This window comes from Clostridium algoriphilum, assembly GCF_020443705.1.
Taxonomy (GTDB): Bacteria; Bacillota; Clostridia; order Clostridiales; family Clostridiaceae; genus Clostridium_AD; species Clostridium_AD algoriphilum.
Genome location: NZ_JAIZZK010000008.1, coordinates 55,942 through 82,480 on the forward strand (window position 1 = coordinate 55,942; position 26,539 = coordinate 82,480).

Genomic DNA, 26,539 nt, shown 5'->3' on the forward strand with positions numbered 1-26,539 from the left:
TAAAACTACTATTGGAAATAAATCATGAAAATTTGTGGAGATGTTGTTATGGATCATAAAAGAGTTTCATTGAAAATATTAATATTACCTCTTATAATATTAGTTTGTATGTCTTTTATACCTTCAGCTTTAATACCTCTAGTCAATAAACCAAAGGATTCAATATCAATTACGACCCTATCCAAACGTTTACAGAATGAGAAACGAGGAATACCTCATTATGATTATATAATTGGAAAAGATAATTGGCCTCATTTTAGAGTATTCTTCTGGGTTCCTGAAAATGCCATTCACTATAAACCGTATGCTGACAGTGGAGTTAACACCGATGTTTCAGAGCATGGTCCTGTATCAAAGTGGAGTGTAGTTACTACTAAGCAAACAAAAGATAATGAAAAATTAGTATTTATATATGTACCTAAGAGTTTTGTTATTCTCTACGGCAATGGCTTTGCTAATGTCATACATTTAGAATACCACTAGTTACCTAGTTTCTAGGCGCTTCTATGGTCTAAGAGATTTCGCCTTACCTATCGTTCCATTAAGTTCATCCCATAGGTAATTATGCTCATTAACACCACTAGCAAAATTATTATCTTTCCACCTAGAAAGAAATTGTAACAAAGTAACCTTGTCAGGATATGCACTATCTGTAATTTCATTAACTAGTTCATTACACTTATCAGTGGTTATTACATCTTCCCCCCATATTTTTCCGTCTTCTGCTACAATTTTAGTATTTATCATTTTATGCATTGTATTATAAACAGCTAGTTCTGAATCGCTAATTCCTTCTGTAGAAGAATTTTGTTTTATCGCAACCACTTTTTTAGTTGAATCTTTTTTAACCGAATCTTTTATAACTGGATCTTTTTTAATCTGAACAGCTTGTACAACCTTTGGGCTTCCCTGCTTATCTAATTTATGTTGTGAATAATATCCGCCTGCTCCCATTATTGCAATAACTAATGCTATACTACTTACTACAAGCCACTTTCCTTGTAATCTATACTTTATCATTCGATTCTCCCCCTTTAAATATATGAGCTATTATATGGTTCAACCTCTTCCATTTGTTATAATATGGAATATTAATATTATAACATAAATGTTATAATATTCCAATATTTATTTTGTAAAGGTTAATATTTATGAATTGAGTTGTTTCTCATAAGTTTAGTATATAACAGCATAAAAGTTCATAAAATACTAACAACTTAGCATTAATTATACTATTGTAATGTAAATTATGGTAAGATGTAAAAATAAGCACACTTTACATCTATTTTGTATTGTGCTTATTTTATAACGGTTATATTTAAACATGTACTTGTTAAAAAACGGGGGTAATTTAATGTCTAATACAATAAACAACAGGATCATAGAACCATATTTTTGTTCATGTGCTAACATTATATCAGAGGTTAGTAATGAATTTCTTGATTTTACAGGGTATGTAATAGATGACTTATTAGGAAAATCACTCTACGAATTAGGACAAGCTCTAAAAATCAATTCGCAATTCTCCCTTGATAATATAAGTGGCAATTGCTCAGGATATATATTTACCAAATCCCTTGAAGTTATAGAAGTGGATATATCACTTGTAAATAATAATAAAACAGATGAAAAAAAATATACTTTTGTAGAAAAATTAAATTCTAGACTTAGTGACAAACTCACTTTTATAAATGAAGCATTTTTAAATAACAAATCTGGTGTAGCTATTTACGATGTCAACAATATGATATTACTTAAAGCTAATCAAGAATATCTTAATTTTCAAGATTTTCCTTTCAGTAATAGTCAAAATATTCTAGGTAACCCAATCGCAGACACTATAACAGATTTTGCAGGAAGTAATTCCAAAGCAATTTTTGACACCGTTCTTGAAACTCAAAAGACTAGTTATATAAAAGATTTGAAATATGAGAAATCTTCAAAAGGTATAACTTACTGGGAATGTATTATATCACCTATATTTGAAAATAAAAAAATAAAATACATTTTTGTATATATTACCGATGTTACTCAAAGTGTTTTGAGTAATGAAAATATAGAAGTTCAAAATAAGATAATACAGCAGCAAAAAAAACAATTAGAGAGTCAAAATATGCAATTAGAACAACAAAACACGCGTTTAATTAATGTACTTGAAAATTTATCTGAGGGTGTACTTTTTGTGGACAACAAAGGCAAATTTTTAATGGTAAATCCAGAAGCAAAGAGATTAGTGTATAAAAACGACATAGGAAGTTATTTATATGACGCACTTAAAACCACTAAGATATTCGACATGAAAGGCAATGAGATATTTTATGAAGATTTTCCATCTGTTAGGGCTTTAAAAGGTGAAATAGTAAAGAATCTTCAACTGCTTATAGTACATCCTGAAAAAGAGTATTTCGTTGAAATTAGTTCTATCCCAGTATATGATGCTTTTGGAAATCTATCTATGGTAGTAACATGCTTCCATGACATTACGCAGACAATTAAGCAATCTAAAATAATAGATAATTGTAAAAAGGAATTAGAAGATATTATAGAAAATATAGCTGATGGTATTACACTATTTGATAAAAAAGGTAATTACACATTATTTAATAAATCAGAAAGAGAAATGTTTTACCCATATAGCAAAAACATTGAAAATATTGATGATTGGTATAACTACTCAAGACTTTATAATATGAATGGAGATAGATTGGCCTTAGAAAATACTGCCACTCATAGAATTATGAGAGGTGAAAAGATTACAAATATGAGAATGACAGTAAGTTTCCCTAATAAAACATTTGATGTAGATGTTAGTGGTACACCTATCTATGATAGCGAAGGAAACTTTTCTTTAGGTGTACTTTGTAGTAGAGATATGACAGGCTATTATAAGCGTGAAGAAGCTATAAATAGCCGTTTTCAAATTTTGAACAGAATTATAGATACTTTTGATTTACCTGTTGTCAGATTATCATGTCCAGATTTGAGCATTGTAAATATTAATAAAAAAGCATTTAATATCCTTAAGTTAATCAGGCCAGATGTTAAATCACTTGATCAAATAAGAAATACTAACATTAAAGATTTATATGATAATTTTAAAACAAGTGAATGTTATCAGTTTATCGTTGAAACCTTAAAAGAAAATAAAACTAAGCATTTAAATAAAAAAACCTATTGGATTAACGAGAAACAGGTATATTGGAATATTATTTTTGAACCCGTTGGTGAAGTAAATGGAAAAGCCCAGGAGCTATTAATTTTAATAATAGATGTTACGCGTGAGATAACATGTAATATAGAAATGGAAAAAGCTCTACAATTACAGGGAGAATTTCTCGTTAATATATCACATGAACTTAAAACGCCACTAAATGTTATATTTGCAACAGCTCAATTATTTAATGTGTATTGTACTAAAGGATCCCTAGATAAAAATAAGGACTCAATTATTAAATATATAGAATCAATTAAGCAAAATTCATATAGATTATCTAAAATGATTAACAACATAGTTGATTTATCTAAAATTGAAGCAGGATTCTTTAAATTGAACTTATCAAACAAAAACATAGTTGAATATGTAGAAGAAATAGTGACGTCCGTAACTAATTTTACTGACAGTAAAGGCTTAAATATTACTTTTGATACAAATATAGAAGAAAAAATTATTGCTTGTGACCCTGAAAAAGTAGAAAGAGTAGTTTTAAATCTTATATCGAATGCTATAAAATTTACAGATGTGGGTGATGAAATACTTGTAACTGTAAAGGATAAAGGTAAATTCGTGGAAATATCAGTTGAAGACAACGGCATTGGTATTGAATACAAATATTTGAATATGATATTTGATAGATTTAAGCAGGTAGACAAATCGTTATCGAGAAATGCTGAAGGTACAGGTATCGGTTTAAGTTTAGTTAAATCAATTGTAGAATTACATGGTGGTACTATACATGTTGAAAGTGAATTTGGTAAAGGTAGTAAATTCACATTTACACTTCCATCAATTAAGGTACTTAATGAGGATAACTTATATAATAGTGAGGTCAGAAGTGGTAATCAAAACATACTAGTAGAACTTTCAGATGTTTAATCTTACTACCCCAAGTAACAAAATAAGAAACAAGCATAATCATGCTTGTTTCTCACATGGATTTTATATATATTTAGTTTTCGTTTTATCTATAATATCCGTGATCATATCTTCTTCTTCTTCTTCTCCTAAGTAAGTTCCTAACAATTAAGATTCTTGCAAGATCCTGAAATCCACGTCTTCTGCCATAGCGACGTCTTTGCCTTGTATCATTATCTTCATTCTCATCATAATCTTCTATTTCATCGCCTCTATGATGCTCCTCGCATTTGTCAGCTATATCTTTACACATACGCTCCATATCAATCTCGCTAGGGCAATGTCTATGCCCGTGCTTAGCTTCCATCATATCACAATGAAGTTTTACCATAGGATACATTCTAATATAAATCCTAGGATACATGGATTTTAAATCTTCTTCATTATCCATGCATGGCATCATTGGCATCATTGGCATCATTGGCATCATTGGCATTGACATATCCATCATTGGCATATCCATCATCGGCATATTCATCATTGGGTTATCCATCATCGGCTTATCCATCATTGGCTTATCCATCATTGGCTTATCCATCATCGGCTTATCCATCATTGGCTTATCCATCATTGGCATATCCATCATTGGCATATCCATCATTGGCATATTCATCATTGGCATATTCATCATTGGCATATTCATCATTGGCATATTCATCATTGGCATATTCATCATCGACTTACATTTTTCCATCTTATCACAATTTCTACAAGGGTAGTAATACATAAGTACCTCCAAAATAATATTTACTATCCATATTATTCGGAAGTTCAATGTTTTGTTACCATTAATTATGTATTAATCATACTAAAATTAAAAATCGAATACCTAACAGTAATCGATCTTTGTTTCACATAAATATTTTAACATATCTTTAAACACTAACTATATCTACATCTATCTATATATTATAACTATATAATATTTTTAAACTACAACACTGTCACAATCTAAATTATCTACGGTATTTTCAATCGCATCTACTTCATATTCCTTACATAACAATGCTCTAATATATCCCCTATCATTGTTTGTTGATTTAATATAAAAATGTCTTCCATAATAAAATCTTATAAGTGAGAACATTCTTGATGAAGTATGAAGATATAAATAATGAACATTTAATTCTTCCATTAAGTTATCAACTGCATTCATGAGTATCTTCCCAATACCATTGTTTTGGTGGTCTTCTGAAACACCAAATCTAGTTAAATAAGCAGTATTATCCGTTTTAATTTCTATTCGAACAGAACCAATAATTTCATTGTTAAATAAAGCTACAAAAACATTAGTATTCTCTACTGCCATTAATACATCATCGTATGTTTCCTCAAAAGGCACAACCAACCCTGCAATTGATGCACTCTTGGCATACATATCAAAAGATTTTTTTGAAAGTATTCGTATTTCTTCAATATCGCTTTTAGCAGCCCTTCTAACTTCAAAGAACATGTTTTCCATGTATCTACCCCCCAATATCATATTAATTTATAAATTAACTAGTCATATTATTGTATCAAAAAACATCCTATTGGATTGTTAAGAATGTGTTAAAAGTAATAACCAATAAAACGATTAATCTTTCTTTACTATTTTTTTAATTAGTACCTTGCTTATTCTTTTACTATCACACTTTAGTATAATAAATTCGTACTTCTCATATACAACTTTATCGTAAATTTTTGGATAAGACTTCAACTGTGAATAAATCCATCCGCCAATTGTATCTATATTTTCAGACTCTATTTCTATATCTAATAATTCAATGGCATCCTCAATAAGAACTTTTCCATCTACAAGGTAGCTACCATCTTCGGTCTTAATAATTTCATTTCCTTCTTCATCAAACTCATCCTGGATTTCGCCAACGATTTCTTCTAAAATATCCTGAACGGTTACGAGTCCAAATGTTCCACCATATTCATCAATAATTATAGCCATTTGCATTTTTTCTATCTTGAATACTTTTAGCAATTCACTTATAGAAAGTGACTCTGGAACAAATTTAATTTCACGAATAATATCTGCTATATTTTCACTATTACCTTGGATTTTCTGTTTATACAAATCCTTAATGTGTATAAACCCGATAACATTATCCTTATTATCTTTACATACTGGATACCTTGTATGTTGCTGATCTATAGTAAATGCAATAACATCTTCAAACGAATCCTCAACGTAAATACAATTCATATCAGTTCTTGGTATCATTATTTCTTTTACTGTTTTCTCAGAAAAATCGAATATATTATCTATAAATGTTAACTCAGTTTTATCTATTAGTCCATATTTATAACTCTCTTCAACCAATAACTTTATTTCTTCATCAGTATGCGCAACTTCGTGTTCATCAACTAGTGACACACCAAAAACCTTTAAAACTAAACTAGTACTATGGTTAAATGCCCACATTATTGGGAACGTTATATTATAGAATATTACAAGTGGTAGCGCTGTATACATTGCTATCTTCTCTGTATTTATAATTGCTAGGGATTTAGGAACTAATTCACCAAATACAATATGAAAACCCGTTATAATAGAAAATCCCACGATAAATGAAATTGAGTGTATAGCACTTTCTTGAAGATTAAATAAGCCAAATAGTGGAGATAGCATATCTGCAACAGCTGGTTCTCCTACCCATCCTAGTCCAAGCGACGCTAAAGTTATACCTAGCTGACATGCAGACAAGTATGAATTTAAATTTTTAACTACCTTTGAAGTGTATTTTACATTTGGAGCACCTTCATGTACTAATGTTTCTATTCTAGATTTTCTTACCTTTACCATTGCAAATTCTGTAGCAACAAAAAAAGCATTCATAAATACAAGTAAAAGTACAATAATGATGTTAATAAAAGTAATCAATTGTAAAGCCCCTTCCAATTAAGCATATCTATTCTTCATTTAGTATTATCCACACTTATCACTATAATATATCATAACATACTTTTTATTTTTGCATAATATCAAATGTACCAATAAATATAAACATATGCATAAAAATGCTCTACCTTTGAAGTAGAGCATCTTTTATATACATATTTTTATTCTTTCTATTCTTCTTTGTTTAACTTCCTCTATTTTGAATATCACATCACCATACTCAATAGTTTTATTTTCATTTATCTTTGGAATACATCCCATAAGACTAATTAAAAATCCTCCTATTGTATTGTAATTTTTTGAGAACAAATTTAAATCTAGATTGTCATTTAATTCGTCTAAAGAAAGTAATCCGCTCACTATATAAGTATTATTATCAACTTTTCTTATATCAGGTTCGTCATCATCATATTCATCTTCAATATTTCCCATGACTTCTTCAACAAGGTCTTCTATAGTAACTATTCCTGAAAATCCACCATACTCATCTATAAGTAAAGCCATATGATTTTTAGATCTTTGTAAGTCTTTAAATAATTCATCTATATTTTTACTTTCATAAACAAAATAAGGCAAATGTAATATATTCTTTATATCTACATTTTCAAAACCATTCTTTCGTGCCTCGATTATAAAATCTTTCATATAAAGTACTCCTATGATATTATCAACATCATCATCATAAACCGGTACTCTTGAATACTTTTCTTCTAATAATTCATCTAAAAACTCAGTGACAGGTTCATTAACATCAATTAAAAATACATCTGTTCTTGGAGTCATAACTTCCTCAGCTGATTTATCATCAAAGTCAATAATGTTATTTATCATCTTTTTTTCAGTTTCGTTTATAATACCGTGTTTTTGTCCTACTTCTATAATTGATATTATTTCCTCTTTTGATAACTTTTCTTCTACCTTACAACTATCAAGGCCAGTAATCTTAACTAGCATATTAGTGGATGCTGAAAGTAAAATTGCGAAAGGAGCAACCACCTTAGATACATAGAAAATGGGTTTTACTGAAAACATTGCTATAGCTTCTGATTTTTGATAACCTATACGTTTTGGAAATAATTCACCAAACACAAGCGTTATAAAAGATAAAACAATAGTTATACCAACTAATGCGAATTGTCGACTATAAGGCACACTTAAATTTTTTAAGTAACCTCCTAAATAATTAGATATAGTAGTAGCAGCTATTGCACTAGATAAAAATCCAGCTAGAGTTATTCCAATTCTAATAGTCGATAGAAATTTTGTTGGTTCCTTAATAAGTTTTGCGAGTAACAAAGCTTTTTTATTGCCCGATTCGGCAAGCGTCTTAATCTTATTTTTGTTAAGCGATACTATTGCCATTTCTGCTGATGCAAAGAATGCATTTATCAGTGTTAAAATAACAATTAGTATTAGTTGCACCATTATATCGTTGGGCGCGGGGTCTGAATCCATTAAAAATTCCTCCTCTTAAATAAAAACATTTACTCTTCTAATAATATCACAAAAGTTAATTACTTTATTGATATTATGAAAAATAATTTGAAATTATATCTATATATTATATATAATTACTAATATTTGTTACTTTTATATTGTTTTTATATTATTTACGAACTTTTTTTATATTTTCTTTGTAATATTTTTATATTGTTTTTATATTATTTTTATATTATGATTAAAAGTGCTTATTTTTGTGTATTTTTTTTATAGTATTCTTAATAATAGATATCAAAATATATATTATTAAGTAAGCAATAAAAAATGCTGAAAATCCCCATAGTCCTGCTACAATATCTGAAAATTCCATATGCCCACTTCCAGTGATTTTCTGCTCGATTTCAATACCAAAAACGATAACGATAAGCACAGTTATTGTATATATAAAGGATAAGACAGAAATGCTATATTTTGAAAGCGCCTTAAATAACTTATCAACCACCAAATATATGATCATTCCAAGTACACCTATTATAATAAAATGAAGCTGCTTATCAGTAAATACTACACCAAAGCTGTCAAAAAAAGCAGTAAGAAAATCATGTAGTTTATTAATAATTACAATACCAACGTTTAATATATTAATCATATATTTCCCTAACCCCTTCACTTGTTCGATTTGTTTTTCTGTAAAATAGTATATATATCATATCAAAAATTTCTTATATTTACAACACTCTAATTCTAATAGTTTGAAAATAATAGTGTAAACTTCACAAGGTTAAACTCAAAGAAAACTACTGAATATATTTCAGTAGTTTTCTTCATTAAATCTGTGGAGTTGTAGGGATTGGCTTTATATCTTCGTAAATAAAGTCATGAATTTGGTTTATAGATGTCTTCATGTCAGTAACCAAATACCACACTCCATCTATTGTTTTACCCCAGCAATATCCGTCTACTGGAAATCTTTCTTGAACTAAGGTTGTTGATTTTGAAGTAATTACCTTGGTGCCAAGCTTTAATATGTCTACATTACTTATGCTTGTCTCAGTAAGTGGAATAAGTTTAGAAACAACGGATGGAAACTTTGTTGCCCCCAAAGACTGAATTTTTGTAAGCATTGCTGTTAATACTGTTCTTTGCCTTTCAGTTCTCTTAAAATCTCCTCCGGCAGTATAACGTACTCGTGCATATGCTACAGCCTGAAGACCATTTAAAGTTTGTGGTCCCGAACTTGTCACATGAGTTACTGCTTTATCCTCGATTTTTGCAGTTTCATCAATATAACCATTCATTAAACTGATTTCATTTTGGTCGACATCCACTGTTACTCCGCGAATGGAATCTACTATCTTTTCAAGGTCAAAAAAATCAACTGTAACATAATTTCTAATATCCAAGTTAAAATTCTCATTAATAGTTCTTATGGCAAGTTGTGGTCCACCATAAGCATATGCATGGGTAATCTTTGTTTGACCATGACCTTTTATTCCTGCATATGTGTCTCTCATAATAGAAGACATTTTAATTTTCTTGTTTTTTGTATCTATAGAAAGTACCATTATAGAATCTGAACGACCTGGTTCATCCTTGTTTCTTCTATCCACACCAAACAAAGCAATATTTGTTATACCATTTGTACTATCCTTAGTAGATGATACTGTAGAACTAATTCCTAAATCCTCATTAGATCCTGATATTTTCACTGTTTTTATTTTACTAAGTTGATAAAATGTATAACTAAGGGCTCCCCCCAAAACTAGTGCCCCAAGAATAATTACGCTTAAAACAACCTTTTTAATTTTTTTTTTCTTTCTCATGTTTTCACCCTTCCACCTTAAGTTGTATTAGAATCTCTATAATAACTTCTAAAACACTTAATTTCTCATTCCATTATGCATATTATATCTTTTTTTCCTTCTTTATGCAATAAATATAAATACTTTCAAATGGATCGTTTTACATGGTATAAATGTCCAAATCTATTTAAAAGTAAGCAATTTACCTAAGAAAATTAATTTTAATTTTTAATTAAATTTTATTAAACTATATTAAAAATACTGCAGAATTTAGAATATGTTTTATTTAACATAATTAAGCAAATCTATTGTAAAATTTCTGCAATAGTTTTATTATTGTAGATATATATTCCATATAAAAATATATATGAAAAATTGTTAATATTGATTAAATGAAAAGGGGCAGAAAACATGGGGTTAGACGTGGTTATAGAACCAGAAAAGCAAAAGAAAAAGAAGCTAAAACCTGCGAAAATAATAGCAGGAGTAGTAGGATTACTAGTGGTAGTTCAAGGAATTATTATGTATTCTACTGTATCAAAATACGAAACTAAGATATATCCAAAGGTGTGGATAGAGGACATAAATTTAAGTGGTCAAACTAAGGCGGAAGCTACAAAAGCTATTATACAAAAACATAATAATATAATTGCTAAAAAAAATATAACAATAAAGGTTAATGGGAAACAATATACAATTGATGCCTCTAAACTTGAAATGAAATATAATTATAGTGCAATTGTTGATAAAGCTTATGCTATTGGCAAACAAGGTAATATATTACAAAAATATTTTGCTATAGCATCCCCTGGCAAGAAAAAATTCGTACTATCGCATTCATACAATTATGGTCCTGTAGACACAGTTCTTAAAAATATTGTTAAAGATGTTAGTAAAAAAGCAATAAATGCTACTATTATTAGAAACAATTCCGGGGCACTAGTTGTTACCAAAGAAGCAAATGGTCGTAGTATTGATTCTGCAAGTTTGAAAAAAGATATACAGAGTAAGATTAATAATCTTGATTCAGAAGAAAACTTATTAAGCCAACCAAAGCTCATAAGTGTAGCACCTAAAGTTAAAGGAAGTGATTTAACAGGTATAAATACAGTAATATCTAGTTATACTACTAACTTTGGCACTTCAAATTATAATCGATCAACAAATATTATAATTGCTTCGAGCAAAGTAAATGGGCATGTAGTTATGCCAGGAGAAATTTTTAGCTTTAATGATGTTGTAGGCGCACGATCTATTGCCAATGGATATAAAATGTCAATAGGAATTATAAATAATCAAGATGTACCTGATATAGGTGGAGGCACTTGCCAAGTCTCAACAACACTCTATAATGCAATGCTTAGAACTGATATAGTTTCTAGGGAAAGATATGCGCACACTTTGCGTTCTACTTATATTGGTAGAGGACTAGACGCTACAGTTGCTTACGGACTTCTAGATTATAGATTTAAAAATACGTATTCATATCCAATATATATAGAATCTTCATCACAAAACAAAACTTTAACATTTAGCATCTACTCAAATGCAGCTCTTAACAATAAACACTATGAAATAATTAATGACGTAGTAGGAAGTCACGTACATGTATATAGAATAACAACCAGTGGTAACCAAACATCAAGAGTTTTGCTTTATACCGATAGCGTTGTATAATAAAACTTAATAATAACTAAACATATCTTAACTAATTAGTTGAGGTATGTTTTTTGTTTAAGTAAATTAATTGTCTAAGAGGAGTGATAAAATTGGAATTTGTAATTGGCGTTACAAGCGAATTTTATAATAAACCATCATGTTATGAAGGTTTTGGATCAATTTGGGATTACATATGACAAAGGCAAACGGTGGAATGGATAACTAAAAAAAGAAATCGCTATATAAGCGATCCCTTTTTAGTATATATTTGTATTAATTTATAATTTTTTATTTAGCCACAGGTTTTATATCGTCATATATATATTTATGAAGTTGGTTTACAGTAGCCTTCATGTCAGCAACTAAATACCATACACCACTCATCATCTTACCCTCCCAATATCCATCTACAGGAAATCTTGCCTGATCGGAGGTTGTTGACTTAGATGCAATCACTTTTGTACCAAGCTTCATTATATCTATACTATTCATGCTTGTCTCAGTAAATGGTAGGAGGTTAGAAACAACTGATGGAAATTCTGATGCCTCTACTGACTGAATTTTTGTAAACATACCTGTAAGTACTGTTCTTTGTCTTTCAGTTCTTTTAAAATCATCACCAGAAGTATAACGTATTCTTGAATACGCAACAGCTTGAATTCCACTTAAATTTTGTGGCCCAGCACCTGTAACTTTAGTGAATGATTTTTTCTCAATTCTAGCAGTTTCACTCATATAGCTATTTATTAAAGAAACTTCATCTTGCTCTACGTTTATTTTTACTCCACCAAGTGCATCTATTAACTTTTCAAGATCATAAAAATCAACTGTAACATAATCTCTAATATCTAAATTAAAATTTTCATTAATAGTTTTTATAGCGAGCTGTGGTCCACCGTAAGCATATGCATGTGTAAGTTTTGTTTGACCGTGACCATCTACTGATACATAAAAATCTCTCATTAAAGAAGACATTTTTATTTTCTTATGCTTTTGATCTATTGATAAAACTATCATAGAATCAGAACGACCTGCATCACTCTTATTTCTTCTATCTACACCAAATAAAGCAACATTTGTTATATCAGTACTCTGTTCTACTTTTGTAATTGCTGTACTTTTTATACCCAAATCAGCATCAGTCTTTGATATCTTTGTAGTGCTCATTTTACTAAGCTGATAAAATGCGTAACCAAATCCACCCCCAACAACTAATACACAAATAACAAATAAACTTAAGACAATTTTCTTCCATCGTTTCATGTTTACATCTCCCCAAATAACATAATTAACCCTAAAGTTTTTAATCCCCCTATTTACCCATGTAACTATAAATATACTTAATTTGTTGCGAGTCCTAAAATTTTAACTGTCCCACCTTTATTTACAGATGTTACTTGAATTTTAATTTTGTGTTGTCCTACTAAATTCTCAGATATTAATTCTGAATAACTTGCTGTATAAGTTGAATTAGTATCTATTTCTTTTACAAGATTACCATCTAAATATACATTGAATTTTCCACCATTTGGTTGACGTAAATAATGTATAATTGCTAAACTATTAGTTGTATTAAACGTTAAAGAACTCGTAAGCTTGTCCCCAACTATCTCATCATTTATAGTAAATCCATTATTTAAGTTCGGAGTTTTATTAAAAATAAATGCATTTAATTTACTAGTATCCTTGTATAAAACATTATATTTAATATTTGTTTTTTTCTTAGCCTTATAATTATCATCAATAACTTTTTCAACTGTTTTTGCATAGTAACTATATCCTTTGTCATTAGGAATTTCTACATCTGTTGTTAAGTTTTCATATGACTCTGATGCCCCAATAAATGTAAGTATAGTATCTGCAACTTGAAGATTATAATGCTTTGATAATTCTTCTATAACCTTTGAATAATTATTATGTTCTCTAAACGAACTTTCTATGATTGGTATTATTTCTATGTTTGGATTCGTTTTTTTAAGTTTGATTATAATACCTTCGTAGAAAATTCCAAATTGTTCAGGAGTCATACTCCATTGATCCTTTTGTCCGAAACACATATATGCTACGTCATATTGTTTTGTCGCCTTATCATTATTTAACTCAACCCAGGCACGTATTCCTGTAGTACCCCCGCCTGTAATTAAATCCGTTGTTATTGTTGATTTATATTTGGTTTTAACATCTTTTGCTATTAGATTATACCACTTGGCATTATCACTAGATGAACCATTACTTTGGCCTATACTGTCTCCTATTACCAAAGCATTTATGTCTTGTTTTTGCGTAAGATCCTCGTAAACATTCATATTTGACGCTACTTCATCCTCAATCTGTCCTTCCTCTCTGTGCTGTTGTGCAATTGCCGTAAGTCTTTTTTCATTATTCTTTTCACGAGTTACGCCAACTCCAATTCCATAAATTGCCACCATAATTAAAAGTATAGATAAAGTTACTAAAATTTTCTTCATATTCTATCTCCCCTTAAATACAAAATACCTACAAGCAATTATACTGTTTTTTTTACTAATTTACTATTATTTTCCGAAGAATTTGTAATATTTATCGTATTATGGGTTAATATCATACTAACATGAGTCTTTTCACAACAAATATATAATAAAACAAGAACTACCCAAATCAATAACTAATCATTGTGTGAAGTATGAGATACTACTTTTTCACCATAAAAACCACTAAACTGAAAATAATAATATCAGTTTAGTGGTTATAATAGTCATTAAAATTATTAATACTACCCTATATTAATCATGTATATCATTTATGGTTTTGCATGTACTATATTACTCCAATAATTTCCGTACACTCTTGCTTTTCCAACATTTCGGTATGACCTAACTTTATAGTAATAAGTTCTACCTCTTACCAAACTCGAATTTGTATAGTACGAACTTGTCATTCTAGATAACATGCTATATTTCCCTCCACTTGAAGTAGCTCTAAATACTTCATAACCACTTGCTCCAGGTGTGGATTTCCAAGTAACTTTAATACTTTTAGAACTAGTACGAGTCGCTTTAACATTTGTTGTTGCTGCCGGTACTGGCTTTGAGCTTACTATTGATGATAGATAACTGTAAACTTTAACAGTTCCAACCATCCTATATGCTCTAACTTTATAGTAGTAAGTACTATTTGTTGTAAGTCCAGTATTGTTATAATTTCTTGCAGTAATCGTTGATATTAAATTGTATTTACCCTTACTGGACGTTGATTTGTAAACTTCATATCTACTGGCTCCATTTACACCATTCCAGCTAATATTAATGCTATTGTATGAAGATGATGCTGCTTTTAAACCTGTTGGTATTCCAAGTGTAATAGCTTTCCACTTTGCGTATAAAGTAGTATTTGCTATTACTTTATTAGTTGCAAAATTCCATGCATTTGAGCATCCAGCTTCTTTGTACCAACCACCAAATGTATAGCCTGTTTTTGTTGGTGAACTCGGCGCTGTTATTGTGCTGTTATACGCTGTTGTCTTACTGGTTACTGCAGTTCCACCTTGACTATTAAACTTAACTGACATTTTAGGTACTGCTATAACCTTAACAGTCATAAAAGCTGACTTTACTGAAGTAACTTCTGCGCTGCTCGCTCCATATAAGTCTGTTGTTGCTTGTATAATTGCATTTGCAGCCCCTTGAAAATCTATGTCATAACTAAGATAATTATATGCATTATAATAAATTTTAGCCGTTTTCGCCATACCTATAGATTTAGCTATTAAATAAGCTGCCTTATTTGTTATACCACTATTTGTATGAACTCCTCCGTTATCATTATAATCATCATCTGGAAGATTGTTATAGTTACTCATATTGTCCGGTTGCTCATAAAGAGTAGGATTTGCTAAGCTTCTTAAAGCATCCCCAGAAGTATAAGGTGTATAAATATCATCTCCTATTACCCAGTCTGCTGCGTTAAATTTCCATGTACCGTTGTTTTTAACATTGTATTTGTTATATGTCTCAATTAAAACACCAAAAACGTCAGACATTGACTCGTTTAATGCTCCTGATTGGTTATGATAATATAGATCACCGTTAGCCTCCGTTACTCCGTGAGTCATTTCATGTCCTACAACATCAAGATCTCCACTAAGATAAGTAAACCTCGATCCATCTCCATCACCATACCACATAGCAGAACCGTCCCAAAATGCATTATTATAATAGTAACTCAAGTGTGCTACAGAATATATTGGCATTCCATTTCCATCAATACTGTTTCGATTGAAGAGATTTTTGTAAAAGTCGTATACTATACCAGCATTATAATGTGCATCCACAATTGCTTTACCATACTCCGATGTAAACGCTCTAGAAGAAGAATAATACCTATACAATACACCTCCATATCCGTTGTCTGCAGTAAGTGTTGTAATATTATTAGAGTTTGACATTGGTTTAGTCAAATCTGTCATGAAATAATTTACTCCGTCAACTAAATCTAGGTTTAGTTTCTTAACTTTTCCATCTACCCCTATACCCGTTCCTTCTGCAGGAGCATCAGAGTACCTAATATTGCTCTGCTTATCTATTACTTTTCCTGAACTTGTTTCCACATAAACATTCCAATTTCCTATAGTTGGGGTTGTATATTTTATATTTACTGAATATACCTCATAAACTTTCTTGTTTATAACTAAAGCTATTTTTTTCACTGTTGGTTCGAGACTTAGTATAGATGCAGGAGCCTTTAACAATTTTTCTATATTTTTAGTGGAAGAACTTAATCCTGATTCAACCTTAGAAGTTGAACTATCAGTCATCTTGAATTGACTTTTGGCAATTGAGATAGCCTCACTTTCAGTTATCTTCTTATTAGAAGATTTTTCAAGAGACGAAACAGAAGATGAACTTCCTGGAACTGCATTTCCACTAACTGAGGTTATAATACCTTCTTTGTTAAAGTGAACTGTTAACTGCTTGCCCTCAACTGGTGACCCAGATAAATATTGGTGTAATTTTACATGGGTATAACCCGCACTATCAATTGTTATTTTAGCATTTTTAAAATTATTAGTAACATTTCCTAATCCAAGTATTACTTTGTTTTGCTCTAAAAATTTCAATGCTTCTTTTTCGCTAGGAGATTTCTTATCTGATAAGATGCCCGATATAAAAAGTTGTCCATTATTTTGATTGCTCACATCTACCTTAACCTTACTTTTATTATACTTTTTCAAATTATTTATTAGATTATTCTGTAACTCACTATCTGAGGAATTCTTAGATCCAGTATCAATCTTTGTAGCCGCCGACACCACATAACTTTGCATCGTAAAGTTTGATAAAACCATTAACAAAGAAATAGAAATAGCAATAACATTTTTGACACATTTATTTTTCCCCATTCTCCCACCCCTGATTATTATTTAACTCAGTATAACTATGATAACCTTTCCTTAATTATGCATTATATAAAATTAACTGTAAATTTTACTCATTGTAATATTGTATTGGGGGGTTACTTCTTTGGTACTCTATCTTTTATAAAAGATCATTTTTCTTATATGTTGATAGTTATAATAGCTATTTCAGTCTTACCAGGTTTGATACTGTTTATTAAAGAGAAAAAAAATAAAGGGGAAAATAATATCCCCAATACAGTAAACTAAAACTTTATTTAATTATTTTAAAGGTTCTACGTTGCTTATCGGATCGGTATCTGAATTTGTTGTCGTAGAACTTTCTATTTTAGAGCTATCCGTAGTAATTTTATCCACAGTACTTTGCGTATTTGTTGTCTTATCCACATTATGTATTAACATATCCCCAATAAGGTCTTGTTTATCCACATCTGTTATCTCATCCAGAGATGTACTAACTATGCTTTCTTCAGGCTTACTTACATTTATTGTTTTTTGATCTGGTGTAATAACTTTACTACCAATTCCCGTTTCTTTCTGATTATTATTAGAATTGTTTTCCTGAGAACAATAACTAGGGGTCAAATGGTCTTTTCCTGAAACATAGCCTTCGCCTTCATTAATACCTAAATTCAACTCTTCTAATTTAGTTAATCCCTTTAAAGTTTCTGTATTATCAATTTTATTAGTAGATAGATCCAAATCAGTCAAATTAGTTAATCCTTTTAATGCTTCTATATTGCTCATTTTGTTAGATGCTAAATCCAAATCAGTAAGCTTTGTTAATCCTTTTAATGGTTCTATGTTACTCATCTCATTAGTATCTAAATTTAAGCTAGTAAGCTTTGTAAGTCCTCTTAACGCTTCTATGTCACTGATTTTATTAGTATTCAGATCCAGATCAGTAAGCTTTGTCAGTCCTTTTAATGATTGTATGTTACTAGCCCTATTAGTATTTAAATTCAAACTAGTAAGTTTTGTTAGTCCTCTTAGAGGCTCTATATTACTGATTCTATTAGTAGCTAAATTTAAATTAGTTAAGTTAATTAATTCCTTTATTGGTTCAATGTTACTAATTCGATTACTACTAAGGTTTAAGCTTACAAGGCTAGTTAAATTTTCTATCCCTGAAAGATTCTTTATTTGTCTGTTTTGAGCGTTTTGAAGGTCCGTTATATTATCAACATCATCTTTTACAATATCACCAATCGGATATTGTATTTTATCTCTTATTGATCTTTCTAAATTCTTATCTGGGAATGTAATAACTGTACTCTGCGTAACTTGTACACTTACTAATTGTTCCGGATCATTATTTGAAGACACACTTTTTAAGGAACTACACCCAGAAATACTAATAGTTAATAAAGATATAACTAAAAAGTATGCCCACTTAAATTTAATATAAAATTTATTTTTCAATTTGTAATCCCCCAGTACTAATAATTAAACTATAACTTAAAGTGAATAACATCTGAGAGTTCCACTCGTATGGTTTCATCTTCATCCCTAATTTTGTTACTAATTATATCTTTCTTAAGTAATTTTACTGAAGGAATTGTAACTGTAAATTTACTTCCTTTCCCAAAAATACTTTGCGCATATATTCTCCCACCTTGTAATTCTACAATTGACTTAACTAAACTTAAACCAATTCCCGTACCTTCTGCATTTCTTGATAATGATTTATCTACCTGTTTAAATCTATCGAATATCTTACTTATGTTTTTTTCTTCTATGCCAATGCCATTATCTTTGACTGATATTTCAACGTACTCGTTTTTATCCTTAACATCTACAAATATCTCGTCACCTTTATTTGAAAATTTTATTGCATTTGATAAAAGATTTAATACTATTCTCTCTATAATTTCTGGATCACAAGCAATATATTTTTCTTCTATGTCCGTATCAAAAACAATGTTTAAGCCTTTACAGTCACCAAAAGCAGTTACAGACATAACAATTTCCTCTGTAACTTCAACTATATTGTTATTTGATAAGTTTAGCTTAAAAAAACCTGCTTGAATTTTTGAAGTATCAACTATATTATTTATAAGTTTTGATAACCTATAAGAATTCACCTTCATTGAGTCAAGATATTTTATAAATGTTTCACGCCGAGCGTCTAATGAACCAGTATCGCAATACATCTGAAATAACTGTATTGCAGAAAAAATTACATTTAACGGTGTTTTAAGTTCATGTGAAATGTTTGCTATAAACTCTTCGTGTGATAACAGTAAACTTTGTAATTCTTTGTTTACTTGATTTTTTTTCTCAACTTCTTCATACATATATTTATAAATATATCTAATAAATATAAGATTACCTGACATAAGTACAAAACCTAAAAAAGCTAATAAACATCTCTGAACTATTTGAGTGTTTGCAACCTTGTTACGAGAGTTATTTACCTCTAAATCAATTTTACTTATTAGTGCATTGTCAGTTACTCTAAATTTATCAACTAAAATTTTACCTTGAATCAAATTTTCTTTTGCTTGGTTTGATTTACCAGTAGAAACTAATATTACTTGCTGCTTATAAAATATTTGAATAGATTTCATTTGCGCATTGAGTTGATTTGTAGTATCAATACCTAATTCTGTGTTTTTTAGATTATTAAGTGAATTGTAATATCCTTCTATTTGTTTACTCCCCAAATAATAGGATTCTAAGAAATCTTTATTATTTGTTATAATATATCCCCTGATACCTGTTTCCTGATTAATTAATGCTGTTAAAATTTCCGTTGAAAATATTTTTGCTGGAAGTATTTTTTTTATAATAAAATCCGATTGAATACATACTTTATTTAAACTATATATACTAAATAATACAATAACTAATGACAAACATCCAATGGAAAAATACCCCATTATCATAGTTCGTCTGCTTTTACTCCTACTCATAACAATTATCCCCACTTTTTTAAAAAAAACTTCTACTACAATTTTATAGAAAGTACTTATTGTAGTAAAGATATACTAATAAAATTACATCCTGAAAAGAACATATCCCCTATTCCTTAATAATTTCGAACACTTGTAACATATTACCACAATATGTTACATTTTACAATATTCTATTTCGACATTATACGGTATTGTTTCCTAGTCTTTTTCTAAAAATTCTTACCACAAGCAACTATTCTTTTATCACTTTTTATTAAGTTGCTTTTATCTACTCCAACTATTACCTTTATTCTCTTTATGTTAATAGACTCGACATCATGTATAATGGCGCTTGTAGTGCTCATAAAACACCCCTTACTTTAATTATATTTTTATAGTATTCGACATGTTTCTCTTAATTCCTTTAAAATATTACATAAATAAAAAAAAGTGCTATTTCGCACTTTTAAAATTTTCTTTATATGTATACATACGTATACCCTTTTTAGCCGTGAACGCTTGGAAAATTTTCACTTATTTAATTCCTTGCTCAGCTTCTTAAGCACTCTCTTTTCAATTCTAGAAACATAGGATCTTGAAATTCCTAGGATAACTGCAATTTCTCTTTGAGTTCTAGGGTTACCATCAACTAAACCATATCGCATTTGTATCACTACTTTCTCTCTATCGTGTAGTGATGCATTTATCTTATCATAGAGCCTTTTAACTTGTATTTTACTTTCTACTATATCAATAACAGAATCTTCATCACTACTTAATACATCTATAAGCGATATCTCTTTTCCCTCTTTATCAGTACCAATAGGATCCTGTAGATAGACTTCTCCTTTTGTTTTTTTATTATTGCGCATAAGCATAAGTATTTCATTTTCTATGCACCTTGCAGCGTAAGTCGCAAGTCTTGTCCCCTTACCCGTATTAAAAGAATCTATGCCCTTAATAAGACCCACCGTCCCTATAGATATGAGATCATCTACATCCTTTCCAGGGTAGGAGTATTTCTTTACTATATGCGCAACAAGCCTTAGATTTCGTTCAACTAATACGGCTTTAGCTAGTAAATCTCCTTCTTTTAATTTTATTAGATAGGATCTTTCTTCTTCCTCGCTTAGTGGTTGCGGAAATGAACTACTCCCAGTTATATAAGCTGTCAAAAACGTAACATTACCAATCATATTTAATAAACAATTTATGAAAAACACAGATGTTCCTCCTAATAGAGCTTCTTAATATACTATGTTTTATTTCATTAATAGTGCCTGTACACTGAAAATATATTTAATTATATTTTTCGGACTGTATTCTATTTTTTAAATACTTAATAATTTTCTATAAAATAAGCTGGCATTCAATGCATTAGATTTTAGAACTTAAAATAACATTTTACATATTATAAATTAGTAAGCTACTAGATACAAAAGAAATAGGTTGGACTATTACATTATAATGTTAAAGCAAACATATAGTTAGTATTAGTTCTTAGGAGGAATGTACCCTATGCTAAGTCAGAATTGTGAACAGGAAGCAACTTACATTATAGACTCAAAAAAAAGGTGTATTGAATTAGGTATGAACCCTAATAAAAGTAATCCGCCCAAAAATATCATGTCACCGCTCGATCTCGCAGAAAAAAAAGAATCTTATAAAGAAATTTTGGAAGTTGTAAGATTTTTTAGTGAGAAAATAATAAAATCACTAGAAGGTACCCCCATAATAATAGTTATATCAGACGAAAACGGCTATTTATTGGATACTCTAGGAGATGAAACAATAAAATCAACCATTGCTTTATTGGGCATTAAGACCGGCATTCAATTTAGCGAGGATGACATGGGAACAAATGTGGTTAATTTAACATTAAAACAAAATCATCCAGTGCAGTTAATAGGAACTAACCACTTTCATACGGTTTTACATGACAGTGCTTGTTATGGAGTACCATTTCATCATTCGGATGTTAATAATCTACTAGGAAGTATATGTATTATGACTGGTGTAATACTTCACAATCCATTTTTCTTATTAACATTAACTACTGTAGTTGATTCAATAGAACGCGAATTATTACTTAGGAAACAAAATTACAAGCTTAATATACTGAACCAAATTATGCTAAGTAAAACTAGAAATGCAATTTTCATTACAGATACTAGTGGAGAGGTAATAGATTTCAACGAATTTGCTGAAAAGATATCTGGATTTAAAAAGGAAGAGATTATAGGAAAAAGTATTTATGACTCACAAATAACCAGTAACCTTTTTAAAGATGTTTTAAATAATGAAAAATGTTATGAAAATGTTGAAGTGAAATTTATAAATAATATCAATGTAGAATATATTTGCCTTGCTGATATATTACCTATTCATGATGAGAAAATGAACATGATAGGAGCTTTTGGACAATTTAGAGATATTACAGAAAGATATTTGGCGGAAGAGAAATATAATTATTTGGCATATCATGATGAGTTAACGGGACTTCCTAATAGAAGACGTTTTAAAGATATATTAAATAATTACATCGACAATTACACTTCCATCTCAAAGGACATGTCACTTATCTTTTTAGATATAGATAAATTTAAAAGGGTTAATGATACAATTGGTCACTCAAATGGTGATTTATTACTAAAAAAAGTTGCAATTTTATTAAAAAATTGTTTAGCTGCAAGTGATCATGTTTTTCGTTTTAGTGGAGATGAATTTGTATTATTATGTTTTGGTATAAGAAATAAAGAACAAGCAATTAAACTTGCGGAAACCATTATAAATGCTTTTGCTAAAGCAATTGTAATTGAAAATCATGAACTTCACATAACAATAAGTTTGGGAGTTTTGTTATATCATGAAAGCCCAACAAATTACGAAAATTGTTTAATTTATACTGACAATGCTATGTATAAAGCAAAAGAAAATGGGAGGAATGGTTATGTTATTTATAATCCACTTTTAGAAGAAATCTTTAAAAATAAATTAATTCTAAAGATGGACATTGAAAATGCAATAGAAAACAATGAATTTGTACTGTATTATCAACCACAAGTTGACATAAAAAACGGCAATATAATAGGTGCTGAAGCATTAATTAGATGGATGCATAAAGAAAGAGGAATGATTTTTCCAAATGAGTTCATTTCTATAGCAGAGGAAACAGGATTAATTTCTAAAATAGGTGAATGGGTACTAATTGAGGCTTGCTATCAGCTAAAAAAATGGCAGAAAATTAATTTAGGTCTAATAAAAGTAAGTGTAAATCTATCAGCACAACAATTCTTAAAAAGTGATTTAATTAAAGTTGTTAATGATGCGTTAATAAAGACTGGACTTGATCCCCAATGTTTGGAGTTAGAAATTACTGAGAGCATGACAATGAAAGTTGATTATACAGTCAAAACATTAAGAGAATTATCTAACTTAGGGGTTAACCTTAGTATTGATGATTTTGGGACTGGATATAGTTCCTTAAGTTATTTAAAAAAATTCCCTGTTAATTATCTAAAAATAGATAAATCTTTTGTAATGGACATTATGAATGATGAAAGTGATGCAAATATAGTTGGAACTATTATCTCCATGGCCCATAATCTTGGTTTAGAAGTTATTGCCGAGGGCGTTGAGGATAAGGACCAATTAAGATTTTTACAACTACGTAATTGTGATTTTGTACAAGGCTACTATTTTAGTAGACCAATACCTGCAGATGTTTTTGAAAAGGAATTTTATAATCTACAAAAGGAATTTAAAGATAAATATTAAGGTGGGTAAACAAAATTGAAAAGTATAGCGTCTATTCTAGCAGCTCATTTAAGGCGATGGGGGATAAAATATGTTTTTGGTATACCTGGAAAACCTATTGTTCCTTTGATTATGGAATTAGATAAGCAAAAAATCAACTTTATATTAAATAAACATGAGGGCGGTAGTGGTTATGCTGCTTCAGGTTATGCAATGATGAATAGAAAATTAGGTGTGGCAATTGCAACTGCAGGACCTGGTGGAACAAATTTATTAACGTCTGCAGCTCAAGCTAAGGCTTATCATTTACCAGTGTTGTTTATCACCGGTCAACCACCTATAAGTCATTTAGGCGAGGCCTTAGGTCAGGATTCTACACCCTTTGGGACTGACTTAGTTAAAATGTTTCAACCTGTTACTAAATTTAGTGCTCAGGTAGGAAGATCCGACCAATTTAAGCTATATTTACGACATGCATTAGAAAAAGCTCATTCTGGCGTCAAGGGCCCAGTTCATTTATCTATACCTTTAGATATACTAGTTGAGGAAATAGAAGAATTTGAACTTGATTTACCTAATATCATGTGTGAATCCATCTCATCTAAACTAGATGAATTTATTAACAAACTTGATAATGCAAAGAGAGCTGTAATTTTGGCTGGCAAAGGTGTTCATTCAAGTTTAGCTTATGATGAGTTGAAGAAAGTTGCTGAGCTTTGGAATATACCAGTTATGACAACGCCAGGAGGTAAAGGCACATTCATAGAGAACCATCCATTATCACTTGGAGCATTAGGACTCGGTGGCACGGAAAGAGCAAGTCAATATATTAAAGATGGCATAGATTTAATGATTGTTATTGGAAGTAAATTATCAGACATGTCTCTAGTTGATATATCCTCCGAGAACTACCCAAAAGAAGTCATACATTTAGATTATGATCTTACTTTTATAGCCAAATCAATGATAGTGACCACATTACCTATTATCGGCGATATTAAGATTAATCTACAATTCTTATTAAATAAAGTTTCAGAGAGAGTAAAAAATAAATATGAAATGTTAAATGAAGAGTTTAAAATTATAAAGAATAATAGTGATTCTTATATTTCAGCCGTAAAAGCTATAAAAATTATAAGGCAAGAACTTCCTGATGATTCAATTATTTTTGGTGATGATGGCAGTCATACATTTTATGCAATAAAATATTTTAAGATTCGAAAACCGGGTACATTTTTTTTCGATGATGTATTTGGTGCAATGGGACATGCCATAGGCTATTCCATAGGTGCACAATTAGCAAGAGATGATGCTCACATTATTTGCTTAACAGGCGATGGATGTACTTTTATGCATGGTGCTGAAATGTCAACAGCAGCTAATTATAATATTCCTGTTACTTTTATAGTATTTAATAATGGAAGACTAGATATGGTTGATAAAGGAATGCAAAATCATTTAGGCAAGGCCGTAGGGACCACATATAATATACCATTAGATATTGAAAAGTTTGGGCAATCTATGGGAATAAAATCATTTAAATGTCTTAATGAATTTGATTTAAAAGAAGCTCTAGAAATTTCAAAATTGCATAACAAAACGATTGTTATAGAGGTTATGGTTGATCCATATGAAATACCACCAACAATAAAAAGGGGCTAGTAAGATGAGTATAGATTTCGAAAAAGGAATTGATGTACTAAAACAAATGACAGATGATGAGGGAATGAAAACAATTAAATATTTACAAGATATATTCCCTGACTTTGGAGAGAAACTCGTTGACTTTGGATTTGGACAAATATATTCAAGACCAAATCTGGAATTGAAATTAAGAGAGATTGTAACTATAACTGCTCTTATAACGCAAGGCCTATTTGATCAATTAGATTTCCATATAAAAGCCGCCCTTAAACTTGGGTTAAAACAGGAAGAAATATTGGAAATTATTCTGCAATGTGCAGCTTATGTAGGATTTCCCAAAGCGTGTAGTGCTCTAGTTGTTGCGGGTGAAACTTTCAAAAATAATAAAAATAGCCACTCTCTTTAAGAGAATGGCTATTAACTATCGCTTACTCAATTCGTACGCTATACAATATAATATGCAATGCATGTCTAAAAAATTCTATACTTTAAATATATTAATATTGCGGTATCATTTTTAATTAACTTACGTATAATATACTAAATAAATCTAAGGAGCGATGTTATGTCAAAAATTGAAATAAAAGATAATGAGGCTGAGAAAAGTATTGAATTAGATGACGTAAATACTAAAAAAATTTATACTGGTGAAAATGATGAAGAGGTTTTAAATTGTGAGGGAAATCCCTGCAACTTTGTATACGATGAAGACACAAGTGGGACTGATTAGTTAGTTAACTTGTTATTACTCCTACAACATATAAGATTTGAATTTTTTAAAATATAATAATGGCGCGCCAAAATTGAATATATGAATCCAGATAAATTTTCATATATTAACAATAAAAAGGTGTTCTTAGTAAACTGGTTTTTATTAAATCCAGTTTACCTTGAACGCCTTTTTTTAATTAGACTCTTTTCTAT

21 protein-coding genes are annotated in these 26,539 nt (G+C 29.9%); 7 read left to right on the plus strand and 14 right to left on the minus strand.

Features of this window, described 5'->3' with window-relative positions; all coding sequences use genetic code 11:
- The first annotated feature begins 48 nt into the window (after positions 1–48).
- Positions 49–483 (plus strand): hypothetical protein, encoded by a 435-nt coding sequence (locus LGK95_RS08375; RefSeq protein WP_226124040.1) that lies wholly within the window; start codon positions 49–51, stop codon positions 481–483.
- A 21-nt stretch (positions 484–504) separates the two neighbouring features.
- On the opposite strand, the gene LGK95_RS08380 is transcribed toward LGK95_RS08375, so the two are convergent.
- On the minus strand, positions 505–1,020 hold the full coding sequence (locus tag LGK95_RS08380) for a DUF6241 domain-containing protein (RefSeq protein ID WP_226124042.1): 516 nt from the start codon (positions 1,018–1,020) through the stop codon (positions 505–507).
- A gap of 334 nt (positions 1,021–1,354) precedes the next feature.
- On the opposite strand from LGK95_RS08380, the gene LGK95_RS08385 reads away from it, so the two are divergent.
- Entirely contained in the window at positions 1,355–4,093 is a 2,739-nt protein-coding gene (locus LGK95_RS08385; protein ID WP_226124044.1) for an ATP-binding protein, read from the plus strand.
- A gap of 85 nt (positions 4,094–4,178) precedes the next feature.
- Here LGK95_RS08385 and LGK95_RS08390 read toward each other — a convergent pair whose 3' ends face one another.
- The 6 genes from LGK95_RS08390 to LGK95_RS08415 form a co-directional block, all read right to left on the minus strand.
- Positions 4,179–4,859, minus strand: coding sequence for a hypothetical protein (locus LGK95_RS08390; RefSeq protein WP_226124046.1), 681 nt, complete (start codon positions 4,857–4,859; stop codon positions 4,179–4,181).
- A gap of 201 nt (positions 4,860–5,060) precedes the next feature.
- Positions 5,061–5,594: a GNAT family N-acetyltransferase gene (locus tag LGK95_RS08395; protein ID WP_226124048.1), complete on the minus strand. Its 534-nt coding sequence runs from the start codon at positions 5,592–5,594 to the stop codon at positions 5,061–5,063.
- Positions 5,595–5,708: 114 nt separating this feature from the next.
- Positions 5,709–7,007 (minus strand): hemolysin family protein, encoded by a 1,299-nt coding sequence (locus LGK95_RS08400; RefSeq protein WP_226124051.1) that lies wholly within the window; start codon positions 7,005–7,007, stop codon positions 5,709–5,711.
- Positions 7,008–7,172: 165 nt separating this feature from the next.
- Positions 7,173–8,480: a hemolysin family protein gene (locus LGK95_RS08405; protein WP_226124052.1), complete on the minus strand. Its 1,308-nt coding sequence runs from the start codon at positions 8,478–8,480 to the stop codon at positions 7,173–7,175.
- 223 nt (positions 8,481–8,703) lie between these two features.
- Positions 8,704–9,114: a hypothetical protein gene (locus LGK95_RS08410; protein ID WP_226124053.1), complete on the minus strand. Its 411-nt coding sequence runs from the start codon at positions 9,112–9,114 to the stop codon at positions 8,704–8,706.
- Between the two features lie 178 nt (positions 9,115–9,292).
- Complete coding sequence (locus LGK95_RS08415) at positions 9,293–10,288, minus strand: LCP family protein (RefSeq protein WP_226124054.1); 996 nt, start codon at positions 10,286–10,288, stop codon at positions 9,293–9,295.
- Between the two features lie 390 nt (positions 10,289–10,678).
- Between LGK95_RS08415 and LGK95_RS08420 the strand changes: the two genes are divergently transcribed.
- Entirely contained in the window at positions 10,679–11,944 is a 1,266-nt protein-coding gene (locus LGK95_RS08420) for a VanW family protein (protein ID WP_226124055.1), read from the plus strand.
- Between the two features lie 270 nt (positions 11,945–12,214).
- Here the strand turns inward: LGK95_RS08420 and LGK95_RS08425 are convergent, their stop codons facing one another.
- The 7 genes from LGK95_RS08425 to sigK all read right to left on the minus strand — a co-directional run bounded on the left by LGK95_RS08425 (position 12,215) and on the right by sigK (position 21,438).
- The gene (locus LGK95_RS08425) at positions 12,215–13,189 is read right to left on the minus strand and encodes an LCP family protein (protein ID WP_226124056.1); all 975 of its coding nucleotides are present in this window, start codon (positions 13,187–13,189) and stop codon (positions 12,215–12,217) included.
- A 77-nt stretch (positions 13,190–13,266) separates the two neighbouring features.
- A complete protein-coding gene (locus tag LGK95_RS08430) occupies positions 13,267–14,394 on the minus strand; it encodes an SGNH/GDSL hydrolase family protein (RefSeq protein WP_226124057.1) in 1,128 nt (375 codons plus the stop codon).
- Positions 14,395–14,705: 311 nt separating this feature from the next.
- On the minus strand, positions 14,706–17,303 hold the full coding sequence (locus LGK95_RS08435) for a M4 family metallopeptidase (RefSeq protein WP_226124058.1): 2,598 nt from the start codon (positions 17,301–17,303) through the stop codon (positions 14,706–14,708).
- Between the two features lie 276 nt (positions 17,304–17,579).
- A complete protein-coding gene (locus LGK95_RS08440) occupies positions 17,580–18,740 on the minus strand; it encodes a leucine-rich repeat domain-containing protein (protein ID WP_226124060.1) in 1,161 nt (386 codons plus the stop codon).
- Between the two features lie 29 nt (positions 18,741–18,769).
- Positions 18,770–20,233 carry a sensor histidine kinase gene (locus LGK95_RS08445; protein ID WP_226124062.1) on the minus strand — a complete coding sequence of 488 codons (1,464 nt, stop codon included), beginning with the start codon at positions 20,231–20,233 and terminating at the stop codon, positions 18,770–18,772.
- 212 nt (positions 20,234–20,445) lie between these two features.
- Positions 20,446–20,580, minus strand: a complete 135-nt coding sequence (locus LGK95_RS22380; RefSeq protein WP_264174508.1) for a hypothetical protein — start codon at positions 20,578–20,580, stop codon at positions 20,446–20,448.
- A 165-nt stretch (positions 20,581–20,745) separates the two neighbouring features.
- The gene (gene sigK / locus LGK95_RS08450; RefSeq protein ID WP_226124064.1) at positions 20,746–21,438 is read right to left on the minus strand and encodes an RNA polymerase sporulation sigma factor SigK; all 693 of its coding nucleotides are present in this window, start codon (positions 21,436–21,438) and stop codon (positions 20,746–20,748) included.
- A gap of 295 nt (positions 21,439–21,733) precedes the next feature.
- Here sigK and LGK95_RS08455 point away from each other — a divergent pair, with 295 nt between their 5' ends.
- The 4 genes from LGK95_RS08455 (at position 21,734) to LGK95_RS08470 (ending at position 26,345) form a co-directional block, all read left to right on the plus strand.
- Positions 21,734–23,992, plus strand: a complete 2,259-nt coding sequence (locus LGK95_RS08455; RefSeq protein WP_226124066.1) for an EAL domain-containing protein — start codon at positions 21,734–21,736, stop codon at positions 23,990–23,992.
- 15 nt (positions 23,993–24,007) lie between these two features.
- The gene (locus tag LGK95_RS08460; protein WP_226124068.1) at positions 24,008–25,633 is read left to right on the plus strand and encodes a thiamine pyrophosphate-binding protein; all 1,626 of its coding nucleotides are present in this window, start codon (positions 24,008–24,010) and stop codon (positions 25,631–25,633) included.
- Positions 25,634–25,637: 4 nt separating this feature from the next.
- Positions 25,638–26,021 carry a carboxymuconolactone decarboxylase family protein gene (locus LGK95_RS08465; RefSeq protein WP_226124070.1) on the plus strand — a complete coding sequence of 128 codons (384 nt, stop codon included), beginning with the start codon at positions 25,638–25,640 and terminating at the stop codon, positions 26,019–26,021.
- Positions 26,022–26,180: 159 nt separating this feature from the next.
- On the plus strand, positions 26,181–26,345 hold the full coding sequence (locus LGK95_RS08470) for a hypothetical protein (protein WP_226124072.1): 165 nt from the start codon (positions 26,181–26,183) through the stop codon (positions 26,343–26,345).
- Positions 26,346–26,539 lie beyond the last annotated feature (194 nt).

Excerpts from the sequence above, each read along its gene's own strand:
- LGK95_RS08375 (WP_226124040.1), top strand. The coding sequence starts at position 49 with ATGGATCATAAAAGAGTTTCATTGAAAATATTAATATTACCTCTTATA.
- LGK95_RS08380 (WP_226124042.1), bottom strand. The coding sequence starts at position 1,020 with ATGATAAAGTATAGATTACAAGGAAAGTGGCTTGTAGTAAGTAGTATA.
- LGK95_RS08385 (WP_226124044.1), top strand. The coding sequence starts at position 1,355 with ATGTCTAATACAATAAACAACAGGATCATAGAACCATATTTTTGTTCA.
- LGK95_RS08390 (WP_226124046.1), bottom strand. The coding sequence starts at position 4,859 with ATGTATTACTACCCTTGTAGAAATTGTGATAAGATGGAAAAATGTAAG.
- LGK95_RS08395 (WP_226124048.1), bottom strand. The coding sequence starts at position 5,594 with ATGGAAAACATGTTCTTTGAAGTTAGAAGGGCTGCTAAAAGCGATATT.
- LGK95_RS08405 (WP_226124052.1), bottom strand. The coding sequence starts at position 8,480 with ATGGATTCAGACCCCGCGCCCAACGATATAATGGTGCAACTAATACTA.
- LGK95_RS08410 (WP_226124053.1), bottom strand. The coding sequence starts at position 9,114 with ATGATTAATATATTAAACGTTGGTATTGTAATTATTAATAAACTACAT.
- LGK95_RS08415 (WP_226124054.1), bottom strand. The coding sequence starts at position 10,288 with ATGAGAAAGAAAAAAAAAATTAAAAAGGTTGTTTTAAGCGTAATTATT.
- LGK95_RS08420 (WP_226124055.1), top strand. The coding sequence starts at position 10,679 with ATGGGGTTAGACGTGGTTATAGAACCAGAAAAGCAAAAGAAAAAGAAG.
- LGK95_RS08425 (WP_226124056.1), bottom strand. The coding sequence starts at position 13,189 with ATGAAACGATGGAAGAAAATTGTCTTAAGTTTATTTGTTATTTGTGTA.
- LGK95_RS08430 (WP_226124057.1), bottom strand. The coding sequence starts at position 14,394 with ATGAAGAAAATTTTAGTAACTTTATCTATACTTTTAATTATGGTGGCA.
- LGK95_RS08435 (WP_226124058.1), bottom strand. The coding sequence starts at position 17,303 with ATGGGGAAAAATAAATGTGTCAAAAATGTTATTGCTATTTCTATTTCT.
- LGK95_RS08445 (WP_226124062.1), bottom strand. The coding sequence starts at position 20,233 with ATGAGTAGGAGTAAAAGCAGACGAACTATGATAATGGGGTATTTTTCC.
- LGK95_RS22380 (WP_264174508.1), bottom strand. The coding sequence starts at position 20,580 with ATGAGCACTACAAGCGCCATTATACATGATGTCGAGTCTATTAACATA.
- LGK95_RS08455 (WP_226124066.1), top strand. The coding sequence starts at position 21,734 with ATGCTAAGTCAGAATTGTGAACAGGAAGCAACTTACATTATAGACTCA.
- LGK95_RS08465 (WP_226124070.1), top strand. The coding sequence starts at position 25,638 with ATGAGTATAGATTTCGAAAAAGGAATTGATGTACTAAAACAAATGACA.
- LGK95_RS08470 (WP_226124072.1), top strand. The coding sequence starts at position 26,181 with ATGTCAAAAATTGAAATAAAAGATAATGAGGCTGAGAAAAGTATTGAA.